We start from the raw sequence: 17087 nt of genomic DNA on the forward strand, positions 1-17087 counted from the left end.
AGATGGCCGGAACTACCACCGCTGACCTCGGACAGCGACCCACAGGCCGCACTGGAAGACCCTGACAACGCTCGGTGATGCACGTCTACATCGATGACCGAGCTCGGCAACCCCGGGCCGACGACCCAAGCTGCTGCACTACTTCCGCCGCGCCGAGGTAAGCCGATACCTGCTGCGCGAGCCGTGGACCCTCGACGACGCACGAGAGGCTGTGCGTGCCCCGGCAAGCACTCACTCCCTGTCATTGGAGGTTTTGAGGGCTCCACAGTCGGGGAAAAATCCGAACATGGGCACAGCTGAGTGGGCCTATCGTCCTGGACAAAAGCGCCGGTCAGCGGATTCTACGAATGCGACTGCGGTGATGCGCACAGGGTGAGCACCGACGAGCCGACCACGTGCTACCTCCTCTTCCGCAAGAATGCTCTGGAGGAGCATGACGTCTGAAAGAAGTTCGCCCCCAGTAGGTTTGACATACACGCAGAAAATCGACACGGCCGGCACCTGGATCGGGGGAAGTAGCTTTCGACACCGACATGCCTGCGCCCCCACGTTAAGGTTGTCGCCATGATCTGGATGTTCCGGTCCGAGGCAAGCCGTCACGCTGCACGTATCGAGGTCGCGGAGACCGCGGAGACCTTGCGTGAGCAGCTCTCTGTCGTGCGAGACGTCACCGAAGCGCTCGGCCCCGATGTACCTGAATGGGACGGGGCCCGTACACGCGCGAAAGTGACCTACGAGAAGTTCTTCACCGCAGTCGGTCATCTGCCCCGAGCGGAACGGAAACTCGCCGTTCAATGGGAGCACGCCGCCTCGATGACGTACTGGTACGTCACCGGCGACCGGAGCTTCGCGCCATTGGAGGAACGCGCCGCAGGATTACTGGCGACGTTGCCCGAGGGGCTCGACCGTTCCGCAGCGCGAGAGATGGTCGATGCGATCATTCACCACACCGAGCTTGCCCTGCGCAGCCTTTCCCCTCGCCGTACAGACGACAACGATGAAACTCCGACCGTGGTGAACCAGAAGGGCCTCAGAGACCGCATAGCGGACGACCGCGCCCGATTGACGTTTCAAGGAACATTTGGCACCGAAACCGTCGCCCTCCGGCAAGCTCACCGACATTACTTCCCCTGGATCACAGAAACTCTGACCTATCTCTCCGAACCACGCTCTCGCACAGAACTTGAAGCCGTGGCCGAGCAGTGGCGCAATGAACGAGTCAAATACGTCTACGACAACCCCCAGAATGCCAACATCACCATCGCCACCACCGCATGAACCGGGTTCGCAAATGACGCCTGCACCTGTCCGTGCGATCAGGGCGCTGTTCTGGGGACTGTAAGAACAACGGTGTAACTCTGAAAGGAGATACGCCACTATGACTGACGTGATTGAACGTGAGACAGAGACGAACTCGGCTCAGCCGGGTATCAGCGATGCGCGGCTCAAAGAGCTGGTCGAGCAGGCGCGAGCCGAAGGGCTGCAGTTGACCGGAGATGGTGGATTGCTGTCGAAGCTGACCAAGCTAGTCGTGGAGTCCGCGCTCGAAGGCGAGATGGACGACCACCTCGGATACGGCAAGAGCGACCCGGCAGGGAGGGGCAGCGGCAACTCCCGCAACGGCAGACGAGCCAAGAACGTGTTGACCGAGGCCGGCCCGGTCGAACTCGAGGTGCCCCGTGACCGGGATTCCTCCTTCGAGCCGAAGATCGTGGCCAAGCGGCAGCGTCGGCTCTCAGGCGTGGAGGACATGGTGATCTCATTGTCGGCCAAGGGTTTGACGACCGGTGAGATCGCTGCACACCTGGCCGAGGTGTACGGAGCTGATGTGTCCAAGCAGACGATCTCGACGATCACCGAGCGGGTGATGGAAGGCATGGCCGAGTGGCAGAACCGGCCGTTGGATCCTGTGTACCCGGTGTTGTTCATCGACTGCATCCACGTCAAGATCCGCGAGGGCAACGTCGCTAACCGGCCGATCTACGTCGCGATGGGGGTGACTGTCGACGGCACCCGCGACATCCTCGGATTGTGGGTCGGTGAGCACGGCGACGGGGAGGGAGCGAAGTACTGGCTTCGGGTGTTGTCCGAGCTGAAAAACCGTGGTGTGCAGGATGTTCTGATCGTCGTGTGCGATGGTCTCAAGCATCTACCCGACTCGATCGAGCAAGTGTGGCCACAGACCATCGTGCAGACTTGTGTGGTCCATCTTCTCCGTAACACCTACGCCTATGCCTCCCGCAAGGACTGGTCCGAGATCGCCAAGGACCTCAAACCCGTCTACACGGCTCCGTCGGAGCAGGCCGCGCTCGACCGATTCGCAGAGTTCAGTGACAAATGGGAGAAACGCTATCCCGCGATCATCAGGCTCTGGACTAACGCCTGGGCTGAGTTCGTGCCGTTCCTACAATTCGACAACGCCATCCGGCAGGTCATTTACACGACCAACGCCATCGAGAGTGTCAACGCTCGAATCCGCAGGGCTGTCAAGGCCCGTGGACACTTTCCGACCGAGGCCGCGGCCTTGAAATGCGTGTATCTGGCCATCATGAGCCTCGATCCCAAAGGCACCGCCCGCAGGCGCTGGTCCAACCGATGGAAGGCAGCACTGAATGCCTTCGAGATAACGTTCGACGGACGGCTGTCTGCCGGACGAAAGTAGTTAGAAACCAATCAATTACACCGTTTTCTGGACAGACCCCTGTTCTGGAACAAGTCCGAAGAATGTGTCGGATGCCGGCACTAGCGTGCGGGTGTGAACCCCGTCGAGATCGCCGCGAGCATGGTCGCCTACATCAAATCCAATGAACCTGCGCTGCCGGATTAGACGATCGATTGTTGCCAGGCGGTGTCGGTGGAGGCGGTTCGGTAGCGGTGTAGGAAGTCGGCGATGGTGCGTCCGACGACAGGCCAGTCTTCGCGTTCATCGAACATCGACACCAGAAGAATATTGAATTCGCTGACGCTGGTGTCGAATACGAGGAACTCGGCCCGCTCGGCGATGATCGCGAAGACTATGTCGGTGCTCTCGAGGCGGACGTCGTCGACTCCCCAGAACCGTAGTTCTCGTTCGGTGCGGGCGGCGGATGCTGTCGACGAGAGAATCGTGATTCCGGATTTTCTGGAGCCGGTGCCGTGATGCAGTCGGCATTCTCCGGTGTTCGTCCACAGGTTGACGAGGTCGGCGGGGAGGGCCTCGAGGTCCCACGTGTCGGCGATCAGTTCGATGTCGGCCGGTGGGTCGCAGATGGTGTCACTGTCGAGGGATTCACGTGGATAGGTTTTCACGATGTTCGTGATCGGTGTCGGCATGAGTTCCCTTGCTATCGGGTCGCGTTGCTTGATCGACGTTGGGCGGCGATCAGGTGTGCTGCCACGGTGTCGTCGATCCGGGTGGCGAGTTCGGTGTGTTGGGGTGTGGTGGTGTGCGCGTGGGCGGCGCCGACGGTGCCGGTGCACAGGTTCCAGGCCAGGCGGTGGGCGGCGGGGTGGTTGTCGAGTTCGCCTGCTGTGATGGCCTCTTCGACGAGACTGTGAATGTCGTGGACCCATCGGCTGAAGGCGTGGTCGTCGTCGATCGAGGGTTCGAGGGTGAGTTTCATTCCGGCGCGCAGGGACGGATCGGTGGTGACCTGGTCGGCGAGGGAGGCGAAGATCGCTGTCAGTTGGCCGAGTCGGGTGGATTCCGTGCCGAGGATCGAGGATTTCCTGACGGATTCCGATCCGAGGATGCGGGCGATGCTGATGGTTTCGCCGACTGTGTGGTTCCAGTCGTCGATGAGCTGGAGGGCGATGGCTTCTTTGGATGTGAAGTGGAAGTAGATTGCGCCTTTGGTGATGTCGCCGGCGGCGATGATGGTGCTGATGCTGGTTTCTGCGTATCCGAGTGCATCGAATTGGGTTGCGGCGGCGGTGAGAATCGCGGCTCGGGTGCGGATAGCGCGAGCTTGTATACGGGGGTGTTGTCGGTGTGAGGGGTGCTCGGCCTCCTGGAGAGTTCGGGTCACTTTGTGCTTCTTTCGTTCGGGGGTTTCTCGGGTGCATGTGGAGCTGGACCGTCGGCGTCGGCGCTTTAGCGTTGCGGGGCGAGTAGCAGTGTGAGGGTGTGGAATTGTTGTTCGGCACTGGCGGCGAGGAAAGCGCATCGGTCCGCGTCGACGTGTGGGTCGAGCGTTGGAGTTGGTGGATCCGTAGGGTTTGCGCATCCGAGGGAGAGGTACTGCTCGAGGCTGCGGTTGAAGACATCGACGGGGGAGGAGTTCTGGCCGGTCCACTCCAGTGGTGAGGTGGTTTTGTCGATTGTGCGGACGAGGTTGTTCTTGCGGGTCAAGGTGTCTGCGCAGTGCTGCGCCTCGAAGCGGCACGAGATTTCGGTTTCTGTGCGGAAGTCGGCGCACAACTGCGTGCACGATGCGTTCCCGAGGTGGTTGCGACCATCGTCAGAGCCCTCGTGACCGCAACTTACGATCGACAGTGCCGCAATCACAGGAGCGGACAGCACGAAGAGGCGACGAACAAACCGCCTCGCTCCTGTTGTTCGATATCTGCTGCGTGCGAGCGTTGCTGGTGCTCGGCTGAGCTTCGGATTCAGCATGTGCTGATGATTCCCATCACGAAGAGTGCGGTTGCGAGTCCTGCCGTTGCGACTGCAAGGTTCGTCACCAGTTGACGCTCGTTACTGTCGTCGAGGAGCAAGACAATGAATCGCAACGCTACGGCGATGACCGCGGTGAGGAACCCGGCGATGTAGAAACACTGACTCTGTACCACCGGGTCCCCGGAGTTTCCGAATCGCGTTCTTTACCAGTCACTTCCGGCGTAGAAGATGTTTCCCAGGTTGGTGGCGGGATCGACGAGGTGGATCCCGACGGTGCCGTTCGGGTGTGATGCCGCTTCGTCGAAGAGTTGATCGCCGGTGACCGGGGTCCAGCCTCCGCCGGTGCTCCAGATGGAAGCGTCGGGCAGTCCGACGGTCCAGGCGTCGCCGAATGCGAGGTTGATGAGGTTGCCTGCGTTGATCTCGCTGGCGACGACGGTTTCGTTGTGATCGAGAATGACTCCGACGTAACCGTTTCCGGATACCGGGGTCGCGGCCGAGGCCGATCCCGCAGCGACCACGGCGAGCGCTCCCGCTGCTGCCGGGACGGCGATGGCGGCGAGGATTTTGTGTGTGCGATTCATGGACGATCCTTCTCTTGGTCCGGGTTCGGCGACTCGTTGCCGCCGCATCCACAACGTCGGAACTGGTAGCTTCCTGGGCCCCAGTGAACGCCAATCTGCAAATTGTGGGCAACCCCTGGGGTGGTATGCGAGAGGCAGATCACACGCAGTGTAATCGAAGGGCGCGCGCGAAAAGGCCTGCGGAACTGCTCGCGCGTTGGACCGGGTTTTGTACAGCACGGCTACAACGAAGAACGGCGCCCACCCTGTCCGGGATGAGCGCCATTCTGTTCCAGTGCAGCAGTTTCCGGGGAAGTCGATGAGGAGACTTGCCGGAGGTGTGGGCTGGAGATCTAGTTGTAGGTCGGTGCGTAGTTGAACACGAGGTCGCCGATGGTGAGCAGATCGCCGATGGTGAAAAGCTGGTTCAGAAAGTCGAGCCCGAGGGTGATTGTCGGCATCTGATCTTCTCCTGTGTTTGCTGGAAACTGACTCGTTGAATATTTACCCCCAGCATGACCCCGAGGTGATCTACATATGAACGCAGGGTTACATATACCCGGATGTGACGGACAGAACACGGATCTTCTGTCACGGAGGGGTGTATGCGAGCGATGTGTGCAATCTTTGGTAGCGGAGTAATTGCGCGCCCTGAGCGATTATCGTCGCAGGTAGGTGGGCATGAGGGACCAAAGACCTTAGCGTGTGTCTTTCGTGTCGGGCCGTTGGGTTGCTAGTTATTAGCAACAATCGGTTACTGTGTTGATGCAACCGGCCTTAACAGCTACCTGTCGATCACGACTGGTGGGCGCCGCGAAACGAAGGACGCCACCTATGTCGCGCATATTGAAAGCTGCTGTGGCAGCTGCTGTTTTCGTATCGATCGGAACAATGGCAGGGGTCGTGGGCGGCGGTGTTGCGTCGGCGGCACCGTCGGTGCCGTTGGGCGGCGGCTCGGGAATCGTTCTGCCCGACACGGATCACGCGAACCCCCATGTGAGCGGGCTGTGCACCCTCACTGCTGTCGGTTACGACGACGCCGGGTCGTTGGTGGGCTTGACGGCCGGGCATTGTGGTGTCCCCGGCGATCGTGTCGTCGCCGAATACGACGAGGGTGCTGGGGTTGTCGGTCGGTTCCGGTACTCGTCTCCGGTGACCGATATCGCGGTGATCGACCTCGACGACGCGATGGTCACTCCGTTGCGGACGGTGGGCGGCACGACGATCAACGGCATCGGCGCTGCTCCGACGCCGGGAACGATCGTGTGCAAGGAAGGTCGCAAGACCGGCACCACGTGCGGTGTGACCTGGGGATACGACCAGGTTTACGGGGAGATCGTCGAGCACGCGTGCTCGATGCACGGTGACTCCGGCGGTCCGGTGGTCGTGGGGGACCGCCTGGTGGGCGTGGTCAGTAACGGCTTCCGGCCGGGATGCTTCGATCCGGGTCCGCCGCCGTTCCACGCGCCTATCAATGCTGCGGACATCAACATCGGGATCGCCGACATCAATGCACACGGCGGCGGATTCCGACTGTTCTGACAGACATCGGCCAACCCCCGCTCACCTCGCAAAAGGAAACCATCGTGACGTACCCGCCACAGCAACCCGGGCCAGGCCCCACCGATCCCGGTGCCGGTCACAATCATTCGGTTCCGCCGCGCTCGCCGCTGCCTGGTGGGCCGAACAACTCGCCAGGGGCCGGTCAGCCGTACTTCGCGCAGGACTATCAGCCGCGTCCGCCGGCGCAGCGGATCGAGTACGCCTCCTGGGGCCGTCGGGTGTTGGCGTCCCTTGTCGATTTCGCGTTCAGCATTCCGTATCTCATTTCGTACACGGCGATGTCGGCGACGATCGAATACGGCTCCTACGATCGCCTCACCGGTGCATACGTCCGCGGTCACGGACCCGATGACACTCTGATGGTTCTGACCGTGATTATTGGGTTCGCGACCTTCGCTTTCGGGATCTGGAACACCATTGTCCGGCAAGGGCGGACCGGGGCTTCGATCGGCAAAAGTGTTCTTCACATCCGGGTGGTCTTCGAGGAGACCGGCCAGCCGATTGGGGTGGGGCAGAATTTCTTGCGTCAGCTTGCCCACGTCCTCGACGGTCTGCCTTGCTACCTCGGGTACTTGTTTCCGTTGTGGGAGGACAAACGGCGCACGTTCGCGGACATGATCATGAAGACCGTGGTCCTGCGAGACCCGAGCGAGTTACCCGCCGCTGCGGCAAACGAGGTGGGCACGCTGTATCGCTGACACGGGTAGGGGCGTTCGCATGCAAATCGCGGCGTTTCCATCCGATCTGCAGAACCCGGTGACGCGACCACCCCGGGCGCCGAAGCGAATCCGGCCGGAGCCGTGGCAGCGGAAGTTGCGAAGAGGCGTCTAGATAAAGGCTCAATCGGAAGGCTGTGAGTATCGCGTGGTGGGACGGGTGACGGAGGAGAACGTTTTCCGGGTTCGGCTTAACGAGTTGTTCGCCCGAGCTGATCGCCGGTTGACGAATCGGGCTGTGGTGAATGGTATGGCCGCCCACGGCTGCCGGATTTCGACCCCGTATCTGTCGCAACTACGAACCGGTATGCGGGGCAGTCCATCTGACGAGGTCGTGGCCGCGATCGGGAAGTTCTTCGGGGTGCCTCCCGGATACTTCTTCACGATTCCGTGGGACGGGGATCGTGAAACTGCGCGCGGCGAGGACGAGAAGATCGTGGCCGGACTTGATGATTCGGACTTGCAGCACCTGTTGTCCGCAGCGAACGGGCTCTCGTCGGGGTCTTTGGATCTACTGGCCGACGTGGCCACGAAACTGAGAGTTGCAGAGGCGCGACATGTCATCCCGGCGGACGCGGCCGGTTATGTGCGTCTGGCAGAAGCCCAGTGGCGAAACAGTCAAGGAGCCGTTGTGCCGCGTCAACAACAATCGTGCCGCGCAATCCGCCCGCCGTAAGGCCGTCGAAGCGCTGACGCACACCGCTGCCGGGGTGGGTGTGACGGTGGTGTCCGTACCGGCGCGTGGGTCGTCGTCGTTGTGCCCGGTTTGCAACGACACGCTTTCCTGCCCTGGCGGCTACCACAATGCGTGGTGCGCGCAGTGCAAGGTGGGTGGTAATCGTGATCATGTCGCGGGTGTGAATCTGGCCAAACGTGCGCTGTTGGGGCGGGGCAAAGTTGTTCGCAAGCGAGGTCAGAATCCGGAGATTCGGGTCACCGAGCGTGCGCCGGTACGTCAGTGCCGCGACAAGACCAGTCCTACACCGAGCAGGCCCCGTCATCGTCGTGTCCGTCGCAGTGTTTTCGCCTCGATACCGTCGGTGGGGGTGAATCAGATAAAGATTGTCCCTGCACCTCAAGCGTCGGTGTGGGGCACGGTCAAACCCGCAGCATCGCAAGGTGTTACGGGTAGCCGTGAAGTACTTCCATCTCCAGTGTCGGCCACGTCAGTGGTAGATAGTATGAGATTTAAGTAGACGCTATTGCTTCTCGATCTTCCATGCTCGGGATCGGTTTCCACGTCCGGGCCGGTTGTGGATCCAGTTCACTATTTCGGCTTTGTCCCACAGTGGAGTGCGGCCTTTCCTGTTGACCGGTTTCGGTGCTTGGCCGCGGTGTGCGTAGGCGTGGAAGGTCCTCAATGCGATGACGGTCCCGGATTCCTTCTCGATCAGGGTGATGCATTCTTCAGCGCTGAGCAGGATCGGGTCTTCCATGGCTGTCCCTCCGTCGAATGTGTGCACGTCTGTCGTTGGGCCCGAGGCCGTCATCAAAGATTACATCCTCAGTTTGCGAACTCTGCCGGTGTTGGCGTGTCGGTTTTGAGGCCCTGACCAGCAGGTTTTTCGTGGACAGGTCCCGCCGACTTGAGATTACATACTCAGTATGTAATCTTTGACGAGTGGTTGAGACCGCCCAGAGACCGTGTGAAACGAACTGCTCAGGAGTGCATCCGATGGCGAGTTACAAGCCGACCTACCGCTACGCCGGCTCCATCCTCACTGCACCTGCTCCAGGGGTAGCGCTGGTCAAGGAGGTCGGACTCGTCGTTTCCGTACCCGGCGTCGGACCCAAGACAGGCGGTCGATACATGGGCGTCCCCGTAAAGGTCGGACCGATACATACTCGCCTCTACCGCCCCCACGACGACGTCGAAATGACCCTGCCGAACACCCAGTTGCAGATGTGGATCGCGCCTTTCGAGTCGGCTGCTTTTCGGGAAGGTCATGTGGGGTTGCTTGCTACACAGCCCGGGTGGAGTTGGTTGAACTGGACCATCGCCGAGCACGTTGCGTATGACCTCGATGTCGAAGCGACGAATCGAGTCCACTTTCACGACGTAACAACCCTTTACGGTGGGGAGCCGCCACTGGTAGTGGTTCCCTGCGGCGCGGCCAAAGCGCCTTGTGCGGCACCGGCAGGTGAGCTCTATCGCGGAAGCTATCACCGGCTCTGCCTGCGTGCAGCGAAGGCTCTGACCAGTCCTGATTTCATCCGCATTCTCTCTGCGAAGCACGGCTTGCTCGCCCTGGACACAGTGGTGGAACCGTACGACCTCCGACTGGGTAAACCTGGATCGATCACCGCCGAAGATCTTGTTGCTCAAGCCGGGCAACAGGGCCTGCTCGGTCATCGTGAGGTGGCGATTCTGGCTGGCCGCGACTACACGCGTATCGCGCGCGCAGTCTGGCCTCAGGCCAGTGCCCCGCTTTCGGGAACCCGCGGGATCGGTGAACAACAACACCGGCTTCTCAAAATCGCGGCCGGCGCCGCACCGGCCAATGTTTGACACCCCCAGGTCCCCATTGGAACCCAGAACCCCTTTTTCGGAGAGGTGACCTCAGATGAGTACACAGGAAACCGGCCTGATCGATATTCCAGCACTGTTCGTCGAATCATTCATTTCGTTCGCCAACGACATCAACGACGTCGAACTTGGAGATGATGTCATTGGAGATCTGGAATTCGAGGTGTCCGAGGACGGGAGGAGGTTGTACCTGGCCAATAAATGCCCGGGTTTCTACCCGTACTTGCAGCTTGAATCCGAGGTTGGAGGTTTGACGATCGCCCACATTCGGTCCACGGATTACGTGGAGCGCGACGACGGTGGGTTCGACGAAGTGCCTTACGATCATGGGCAGGTGGTGATAGACCTTCGCAATACACATCAAGCTGCGCGTGAAGCGGTCGACTGCTGGATCGCCACACTCTGAGCTTGTGTGGCTCCCATTGTGAAGTGAGAGCCACACAAACACCAGGTCAGTAGACGATTCGCGTCCTTAGAGGTGAACGTCTTCCCTTATTTCAATCGGTCAATCAAATCTAGCGAACTATTGATCAAAAATACTATTTGACGTAAAGTAAATACTACTCCGCTAATGATTTGAATAACTATAAGTATGGTTGTTAAAGTTATCATTCATCTGTTTTTCCTTTCGTAGACTGCGATTAGCTAATGCTTTTCGCGATGTATCAAGTATATCACTTATAACTGAATAATGCAAATAGAAACCCATTAGAAGACAATGAAAAGAATGCCAGGCCATTCCCGAAAACTAATCAAACTCTTTGCTCTATTATAACAAATTGGGCGAATTCTCGCTTGAATGTAGTTCATGCGGTCGGATTGCCCATTCACCTAGTAATTCTACCATCCAACCCCGCGCGTGAGCATCGATGGCGGCGTCCTGACCAAGGAATACGACGTCACGCAGGCAGGGTCACCTCGTGTGATCGTGCTCCTCGGCTGACTACCCATAGATCACTGAGGGATCACCGGCCGGGTACTAGGCGGAATGTAACGCGGTCTTCGCACCGTATTGAGATGTGTCCGCCCGATGCCCTCAGGACCACCGAACAACTCCTCTGCGCGTCGGCTGTTGAGGAACGTGCTGATCAGCTGCCATAATTCGTCTGCGAATGTAGGCGCGTCGGGTCCGACCAGCCGGAGCAGAACTTCGAATGCCTCGTCGTCGTCGAGCGCGGCAACGACGCCGTGCGAAGCGATCACTTTCGCTTGCTCGGCGTACAGACTGCTCAGTGCTTCCAGCCCGTGCAGAAAATCTTTGAGGTACGTGTCCGGGAGCATGCCCATCATTGTTCCACTGGTTGTCAGGTGTCCGATTGTCTCCTCGTCTGGCCCCCGATCCCAGATTGCCACCTTCTCTGCATGAATGACGATGACTGCATACTGTTGTCGCTCCCTGCTGGCCAGTGGCGTTTTGGACGTCGTCGGCGAGTCCATGAATGGTGGATTGTGTTGTGACGATGGAATAGTCATTGAGGAGTTCGGTTTCTGGGGTTCGTTCGCCGGCTGCTACGGCGCGTGGCGCGAGGTACGGGCGCCGTACTGGTCTCTTCGAGCTGACAGGGTTGTGGATAACGCAGCGAGGTGTTGTCCGGGGGCGCCTGCACTGTCCGGGCAAGGCTCGCCCAGCGAAGGATTTCGGAGCGTTGATTGCCCTGCATCTCGGAGTTTCGGATTTATCGCTCTCTGTTAGTTTGTTGTTCTGGAGGGCGTCACGAGATGGGGGAAGTACGTTGTCGGGTGACTGGAGTCCGGATTTTCAGCCGCACAAGTGGGCGCGGGACAAGGCGGAGTTCGCGGCGTGGATGGACGGGGCGACGGTTCGTGCGCCGTGGAAACGTAACCGGTTCACCATCTGGCGTCGTGAACAGCATGTGAAGCGGGCACACGATTCAGCAGCTGTGGCACGAAAGCAGAAGGCAGATCGGATTGCCAATCCCAGTGCGGAACTTGTTGCGGCGTACCAGGAGTTGCAGGCTGCGGAGGCAGCGTCCGGCGCTCGGCTCGGTTGTGCACGCGGCGGCGATATGAGCGACCCGGAAACGGTTCGGGCTATTGCTCGGCTGCTCAACGATCACGCAGACAAGTTCCAGTAGGAAACAATGAGCGGCGGTCTGTCAGGATCTGGGGCATGAGATGGCCTCGGCGCAATGCTCCGCCTGCTTCGGTAAGAGCCCCGGTGATAATTCCGCCGCCACCAGCGGTGTTGTTCAGCGAGTACATAGAGAAGAAGCCGCGGCGCCCATCGCCCGTGGAGGGCACAATTTTGAGCATGCTCCACGCTGCGAACCCGTCAGGCGGCGTGAACGAGACAGTTCGCACGCGGCTGGCGATGGTGCTGTACAACCATCAGCAGCCACAGGCTGCCGGGGATCCTCGGTTCCCGTCGATGACGGACCAGATGGTCACTATTGCGATTGAGCGATTGGTGTTTGTACAGGGCAATTTGCGGTTGGGTGGGCCTGCCCCGACCTCTAATGCACTGTTTCGGCATTTTGCCGGTCTCATCATGAACGAAGAGGTGTCAGTTGTCCTCGATGCGGTAGGGGCATACGCGGACGCGCATGCGCGGGTTCCTGGAGTGCCGTGGATGAAAGATGCGGAAGAAGCGTTTCTGGCGGATGTCGAAGATGTGCTGGCCTCCACTGAATACGGTGTGCGCGGCCGGGAGTTGGTGTTGCGCACCGACCTGGCATCGGCGGTGCTCGTGGACGAGCCACTGCGACTGTTGTCCGCTGGGGTTCCGGCGCTGGAGAAGATTGATCTCAAGTTCGGGGAGGCTGTTGCCGAGTTGGCGGCAGGAAAACCGGCGGACGCGATCACGGACGCTGGTACGGCGTTGGAGATGCTCCTCGATGCGTTGGGCTATTCGGGCGGCTCGCTGGGCGACCAACTCAAAGCCGCGAAGAAGCAGGGATGGCTTGCCGGCGTCGACACACCTTTGGCGAATGCGCTCGAGGATCTCGTGAAGTGGATTGTGTCTGTGCGTAATCAGCGTTCTGATGCTCATGACACGCAATCACCTGATCAGGGGGACGCTGAGCTGATGGTGCGGTTGGTTGGGGTGTTGGTGCTTCGGTTCGGTCCCGACGTGCCGGAGAAATAGGAGTCGATCGGGGTTTCCAGCACCGCGACGATCCGACCGGACGGGTTGAGTGCTGACGATTCACTAGATCAGAGCGTGCTCGCACTGGCATGCAGGTATCCGGACAGTATTCCCGACGAAAGTGCATGTTGGACTGGTCCATTTGCCGCCAGTTAGGCGTTTCGGATAGTACTGCTCATCTTCCAACGTGACCGAAGGCACTGCCCTACGCAAATCCATGGTTACCGAAATATGCGATACTGTCAGTCACATCCAAGTGGGGCTGCGCCCGATGCAGCCTGCGCGTCGCAGGAGGTTTTCCATGTCCCGTTCACGTATGGCTGCAGCTGCTTTGTTGCTTCCGGTCGCCGCTGGGGCCGTTGCTCTTGTCGGTGCAGGTGCCGCCTCTGCCGCCACGCCCTATTCCGGAAACGGTTATGTCGGTGTCACGTTCGATCAGAACGAGACTCGGTTCATCGCCGATACCAATGCCGGCGAACTCCTCCGCGGCATCCCGGACAACACTTTGCACATCAATCTCGGCCCCGGTTCGATTTACAAGGGGTCCGACAACGTTGTTTACGCGACCGTCGACCAGTTGGTCGACGAGTCGGCGTCACACGGTGGCCGCGTCGCCTTGACGATCAGCGATCCGGCGATCTGGAATGGCGTCGTGCTCACCGGTTTTCAGCAGTGGTGATCTAGCTTCGCCGAGGTTCTTCTCGCGCGGGCGGTGACCTTTCACCTGTCCAATCCGTATGAGGCTGCGCACGATGCAGCCTCCTCCCATCTGGAGGTTTCATGTCCCGTTCACGTATGGCCCTCGCCGCGTTGATGATTCCGGTCGCTGCTGGTGCTGTCGCCGTTCTCGGAGCCGGTGCAGCTTCGGCCGTCGAACCGTATTCCGGCGAGGGCTATGTCGCGGTCCGCTTCGACGAGAACGAAACTCGTTTCATCTCCGCTACCAATGCCGGCGAACTGCTCGATCTGATCCCCAACGAGTTCTGGAGCGTGTCCCTCGAAGAGGGGTCTGTCTTTGAGAACGAGGAATACGTCACGTCCGCGACTATCGACCAGTTGGTCGACGAAGCGGCAGCTCGCGGCGGGATGATCAGCTTCACGATCAACGATCCGGCGATCTGGTCCAAGAACATCTCGATCATCCAGCAGTGGTGACGTAGGTCGAGTTTGTACGTGCAGGGCCGGTGAACATTGTGTTCACCGGCCCTTTTCGTGTGCCCGACAGCTACCTCGTTTAGGTGGCTGGCGCGTCGGTGCCGTCTGAGCTAGTGCGTGAGCTTCATCTGGTCGTGCAGAACCTTCGCCCCCGCAAGCGACAATCCCCGATTCGCCCGACGCAACTCGCGTATGGCGACTAGGGGTTGTTTCGAGGGAGAAATCCCCTCCGCAGCCAATATGTCTACCGCCCAACGCGTTCCGGATCGCACTGCTTCATGCTCTGTCCCGCCGAACACCGCGGTCAGGTTCTTTCTGCCGCCCACAGGACGGGGCGCCAGCACAGCAACACCGATAACCAAAGCCAAGGTCGTGTAGATCGCCATCACACGGTGAACGCTACCGCCGATCTGCCGGCCCTGCCTGGTGCAAAGATTCTCAGCTTCTGCAGGATTGGACGCTTGAACCTTCCGGGTCAGCTCACCGATGGCACTTCGGTGATGGCGTCGGCAGTGACGAGCATGTCGATCTCGACGCTGTTGGTTCCGCCGGCGTCGGTGACGTGCACGGTTACCCCTGCCAGCCATTGACCGTCGTGCATTTTCGCCCAGAATTTCAAGACCCCGTCCAGATATCCGGACATGTACAGCGCGGATGTTTTCACTCGCATGCTCACGTGATCGGCGCGTGATGCTCCTCCGCGTCCGAGTGGCAGCGCCCGACCGATGTCGATTTTCACTGCCCTCGGCTCGTCGAATGTCCTGATCACGGGGTGGTCCGGCCAGCGTTCGTTCCAATGATCGGTGTTGATCACAGTGCCTTCTTCAGGGGGGCAGGCTCGTGTGCGGCGTCGACGGTCGGTGCGATTGCTCGCCAGACAGACGCCCCTGCCTCTTCGCGGATCTCCATCCGTCCTGTGCGTCGTTGGAATCCCTTGCCCAGGGCCGCGACGTCGAGCTGGACGGAAGTCACCCGCCCGCGCCCTGCAGTCAGGCCGCTGTACCCGGCGACCCTCGATTCGATCCGTAGATCCGGGCCGTCCCATTGCCCTTGGGTCACTACGAGAACATTGCCTTTGGACCTGGCTCTGGCGACGACTGCTCGCGCTCTCGACGGTGTGACGGCCGCGCCGGAAAGTGCAAGTATTACCAGGTCAATGCCGTCAAGCAGGATTGCTGCCACCTCGACTGCACTGTCCCGAGGCTCTGGGATCAGTGCGATACGTGACAAATCCGCGCCTTGTTCGGTGGCTGCAAGTAGTCCCAGAGTGGGCATTCCGATCACTGCTGCGTGTCCGCCGTCTGCGGTGACGGACGCGAGCAGGCCGATGAGGACGGAGTTCGCTCCGGAGACGCTGACGACAGTGCCTCGTGCCAGCCCGCCGCGTGGAAGTAGTTCGCCGAGCGGCGGTGGCACCGGGAGCATCCGGAGGGTCGATTGCGCCGTGGCCACGATCGGAGTCGGCTCGCGCTCGTCGACTGGGCGGAGCATCACCGAGGGTGTCGCTGGTTCGGTGCCGTCCGAGCGGGCGGGGATCGAGGCCATCTTGCGGCGTAGCTGTTCGAGCTTTTCCGCCTTGGTCAGCACCGATGTTGCTGATGAGTGGGGCTGTTGGCTCACCGTCGCCCCGCTTTCCTGGATTCGCGCGTATTTCTCGCAAACCCAGGATACTCGAACACAGGTTCGATAAGAACAGGTCTGGGCCGAGTAAGCGCGGCGTCTAGTTCTCGAGGGGGTAGGTCTCCATCACGCACCGCCCGGAGTGAACAGGACACGGATGCCCGCCTTGTAGATGCGGAGGATTGCGTGGGATGGAGTTGTTTCCTCTCCGTCGAATCGGTCTCCCGGATCAAGCGCAAGCCAGTGATCGGGGCCTATCTTCTCGTACACCTCACCCGACCGCTGACCTTCGCGTGCTAGCGCTCGGATCAAGCTGCATTTAGGTAGGGCCATCAACTCGGCCGCGCTGTTCACCGTGCGAGGTTTCGACCAGCCCTGCGACTTCATCACCTCCACTGCTGCGGCGGCTGCTTGTTTGCGGAAGGGCCAACCTTCGAGCGTCGCCCTGATTGCGTCGATCAGCTCCACCTCGGCTAGTTCATCGCTCTCGGGTATGGCCTGTGATTGGATCTCACTCACTTCAACTCCCCGTTGTGCGCTGGTTCATCGAGGCCCCGTTCGTACAGAAATTGCTTGCATGACTTGAGGTGCTCGATCGGTGGGTCGAGTTGGCCGAAGGGGATGGTGAGGTCGTCACCGGAGCGGTTGTCGATGGTGATGGCAGGCTGGTGGATTTCACCGATGCACTCGACAATCGGGTCGTGCCCGTTGTCGACGTCGCCCCAGTTTCACATCTTGGTGCTCATCGCTGTTTCCTCTCAGAAGGCTTGCGGTTCAGTCGGTATGCGAATGCGACGAGGACCTGGTGCGGAATGGGCTCCGGTTCGGGATTCGATCGGGCGCGCTTGATGATCCGCACTGCATTGCCGTCGATTTCCCACAGTCCGCACCCGTCCGGGATCTCCTCCGGCCTTAACAACCCGACTGGTGTGGCGTAGACGAAACGGTGGGTGATCTTCCGCCACGGCCGTCGCTTTTCCTCGCTCTCGCGGAGGAAGTCGGCGCGGCTGATCTTCACTTTCGATCGCGGTTCTTGTTGCCCCGCCGTCGAACATAAGTCCGTCGATCCTGCGATAGACCGGCGTCCCGTCGTATTCGGGCATGGGATCGCCCGGCTTCCAAGCACTCCATGCATCCCGGACTGGGTTTAATGCATCGCGGTCGGTCACAGTGATTTCGCGAACCAGCGCACAACCGGAGTGCTTGCGGGCGATTGCATCGAGTACTGCAGTTGCGTTCA

At 60.1% G+C, this 17087-nt stretch carries 23 protein-coding genes; 13 read left to right on the forward strand and 10 right to left on the reverse strand.

Annotated features, from left to right (window positions below; all coding sequences use genetic code 11):
• Positions 1 to 564 precede the first annotated feature (564 nt).
• Together G4D79_RS33105 and G4D79_RS33110 are read left to right on the forward strand one after the other, a co-directional pair.
• Entirely contained in the window at positions 565 to 1278 is a 714-nt protein-coding gene (locus G4D79_RS33105) for a hypothetical protein (protein ID WP_214514931.1), read from the forward strand.
• A 100-nt stretch (positions 1279 to 1378) separates the two neighbouring features.
• Positions 1379 to 2662 carry an IS256 family transposase gene (locus tag G4D79_RS33110; protein WP_075832375.1) on the forward strand — a complete coding sequence of 428 codons (1284 nt, stop codon included), beginning with the start codon at positions 1379 to 1381 and terminating at the stop codon, positions 2660 to 2662.
• Positions 2663 to 2823: 161 nt separating this feature from the next.
• Here the strand turns inward: G4D79_RS33110 and G4D79_RS33115 are convergent, their stop codons facing one another.
• Complete coding sequence (locus G4D79_RS33115; protein WP_214514932.1) at positions 2824 to 3312, reverse strand: hypothetical protein; 489 nt, start codon at positions 3310 to 3312, stop codon at positions 2824 to 2826.
• Positions 3313 to 3323: 11 nt separating this feature from the next.
• A complete protein-coding gene (locus tag G4D79_RS33120) occupies positions 3324 to 4007 on the reverse strand; it encodes a TetR family transcriptional regulator (protein WP_308252630.1) in 684 nt (227 codons plus the stop codon).
• A 98-nt stretch (positions 4008 to 4105) separates the two neighbouring features.
• Here G4D79_RS33120 and G4D79_RS33125 point away from each other — a divergent pair, with 98 nt between their 5' ends.
• Positions 4106 to 4285, forward strand: a complete 180-nt coding sequence (locus G4D79_RS33125; protein ID WP_214514933.1) for a hypothetical protein — start codon at positions 4106 to 4108, stop codon at positions 4283 to 4285.
• A gap of 302 nt (positions 4286 to 4587) precedes the next feature.
• Here G4D79_RS33125 and G4D79_RS33130 read toward each other — a convergent pair whose 3' ends face one another.
• Entirely contained in the window at positions 4588 to 4770 is a 183-nt protein-coding gene (locus tag G4D79_RS33130) for a hypothetical protein (RefSeq protein ID WP_214514934.1), read from the reverse strand.
• Positions 4771 to 4800: 30 nt separating this feature from the next.
• On the reverse strand, positions 4801 to 5181 hold the full coding sequence (locus G4D79_RS33135) for a hypothetical protein (protein ID WP_214514935.1): 381 nt from the start codon (positions 5179 to 5181) through the stop codon (positions 4801 to 4803).
• A gap of 813 nt (positions 5182 to 5994) precedes the next feature.
• Here G4D79_RS33135 and G4D79_RS33140 point away from each other — a divergent pair.
• The 4 genes from G4D79_RS33140 (at position 5995) to G4D79_RS33155 (ending at position 8635) form a co-directional block, all read left to right on the forward strand.
• On the forward strand, positions 5995 to 6702 hold the full coding sequence (locus tag G4D79_RS33140; RefSeq protein WP_250888150.1) for a S1 family peptidase: 708 nt from the start codon (positions 5995 to 5997) through the stop codon (positions 6700 to 6702).
• Between the two features lie 44 nt (positions 6703 to 6746).
• Positions 6747 to 7421 (forward strand): RDD family protein, encoded by a 675-nt coding sequence (locus G4D79_RS33145; protein WP_214514936.1) that lies wholly within the window; start codon positions 6747 to 6749, stop codon positions 7419 to 7421.
• 268 nt (positions 7422 to 7689) lie between these two features.
• Positions 7690 to 8115, forward strand: a complete 426-nt coding sequence (locus tag G4D79_RS33150; RefSeq protein ID WP_214514937.1) for a helix-turn-helix transcriptional regulator — start codon at positions 7690 to 7692, stop codon at positions 8113 to 8115.
• Positions 8024 to 8635, forward strand: coding sequence for a zinc ribbon domain-containing protein (locus tag G4D79_RS33155; protein ID WP_250888152.1), 612 nt, complete (start codon positions 8024 to 8026; stop codon positions 8633 to 8635). Before G4D79_RS33150 ends, G4D79_RS33155 begins: the two co-directional genes overlap by 92 nt.
• A gap of 3 nt (positions 8636 to 8638) precedes the next feature.
• On the opposite strand, the gene G4D79_RS33160 is transcribed toward G4D79_RS33155, so the two are convergent.
• Entirely contained in the window at positions 8639 to 8875 is a 237-nt protein-coding gene (locus G4D79_RS33160) for an AlpA family transcriptional regulator (protein WP_214514938.1), read from the reverse strand.
• A gap of 239 nt (positions 8876 to 9114) precedes the next feature.
• Here G4D79_RS33160 and G4D79_RS33165 point away from each other — a divergent pair, with 239 nt between their 5' ends.
• Positions 9115 to 9948, forward strand: a complete 834-nt coding sequence (locus G4D79_RS33165; protein ID WP_214514939.1) for a DUF6884 domain-containing protein — start codon at positions 9115 to 9117, stop codon at positions 9946 to 9948.
• A 55-nt stretch (positions 9949 to 10003) separates the two neighbouring features.
• Positions 10004 to 10372, forward strand: coding sequence for a hypothetical protein (locus G4D79_RS33170; RefSeq protein ID WP_214514940.1), 369 nt, complete (start codon positions 10004 to 10006; stop codon positions 10370 to 10372).
• A 548-nt stretch (positions 10373 to 10920) separates the two neighbouring features.
• Here G4D79_RS33170 and G4D79_RS33175 read toward each other — a convergent pair.
• Entirely contained in the window at positions 10921 to 11403 is a 483-nt protein-coding gene (locus tag G4D79_RS33175; protein WP_214514941.1) for a hypothetical protein, read from the reverse strand.
• A gap of 296 nt (positions 11404 to 11699) precedes the next feature.
• On the opposite strand from G4D79_RS33175, the gene G4D79_RS33180 reads away from it, so the two are divergent.
• From G4D79_RS33180 to G4D79_RS33195, 4 genes are all read left to right on the forward strand, one after another.
• Positions 11700 to 12062 carry a hypothetical protein gene (locus G4D79_RS33180; protein WP_214514942.1) on the forward strand — a complete coding sequence of 121 codons (363 nt, stop codon included), beginning with the start codon at positions 11700 to 11702 and terminating at the stop codon, positions 12060 to 12062.
• Between the two features lie 176 nt (positions 12063 to 12238).
• Positions 12239 to 13072 (forward strand): DUF4145 domain-containing protein, encoded by an 834-nt coding sequence (locus G4D79_RS33185; RefSeq protein WP_214514943.1) that lies wholly within the window; start codon positions 12239 to 12241, stop codon positions 13070 to 13072.
• A 301-nt stretch (positions 13073 to 13373) separates the two neighbouring features.
• Positions 13374 to 13751, forward strand: coding sequence for a hypothetical protein (locus G4D79_RS33190; RefSeq protein ID WP_214514944.1), 378 nt, complete (start codon positions 13374 to 13376; stop codon positions 13749 to 13751).
• 101 nt (positions 13752 to 13852) lie between these two features.
• Positions 13853 to 14227: a hypothetical protein gene (locus G4D79_RS33195; protein ID WP_214514945.1), complete on the forward strand. Its 375-nt coding sequence runs from the start codon at positions 13853 to 13855 to the stop codon at positions 14225 to 14227.
• Positions 14228 to 14702: 475 nt separating this feature from the next.
• Here the strand turns inward: G4D79_RS33195 and G4D79_RS33200 are convergent, their stop codons facing one another.
• The 4 genes from G4D79_RS33200 to G4D79_RS33215 all read right to left on the reverse strand — a co-directional run bounded on the left by G4D79_RS33200 (position 14703) and on the right by G4D79_RS33215 (position 16865).
• A complete protein-coding gene (locus G4D79_RS33200; protein ID WP_214514946.1) occupies positions 14703 to 15041 on the reverse strand; it encodes a hypothetical protein in 339 nt (112 codons plus the stop codon).
• Positions 15038 to 15847 (reverse strand): hypothetical protein, encoded by an 810-nt coding sequence (locus G4D79_RS33205; RefSeq protein ID WP_214514947.1) that lies wholly within the window; start codon positions 15845 to 15847, stop codon positions 15038 to 15040. The genes G4D79_RS33200 and G4D79_RS33205 overlap by 4 nt, the downstream gene beginning before the upstream one ends.
• Before the next feature lie 126 nt (positions 15848 to 15973).
• Positions 15974 to 16366: a hypothetical protein gene (locus tag G4D79_RS33210; protein WP_214514948.1), complete on the reverse strand. Its 393-nt coding sequence runs from the start codon at positions 16364 to 16366 to the stop codon at positions 15974 to 15976.
• 223 nt (positions 16367 to 16589) lie between these two features.
• Positions 16590 to 16865, reverse strand: a complete 276-nt coding sequence (locus tag G4D79_RS33215) for a hypothetical protein (RefSeq protein WP_214514949.1) — start codon at positions 16863 to 16865, stop codon at positions 16590 to 16592.
• Positions 16866 to 17087: the final 222 nt, after the last annotated feature.

It is taken from the genome of Rhodococcus sp. WY5 (assembly GCF_018588185.1).
In the GTDB taxonomy this organism is placed as follows: domain Bacteria; phylum Actinomycetota; class Actinomycetes; order Mycobacteriales; family Mycobacteriaceae; genus Rhodococcus_F; species Rhodococcus_F qingshengii.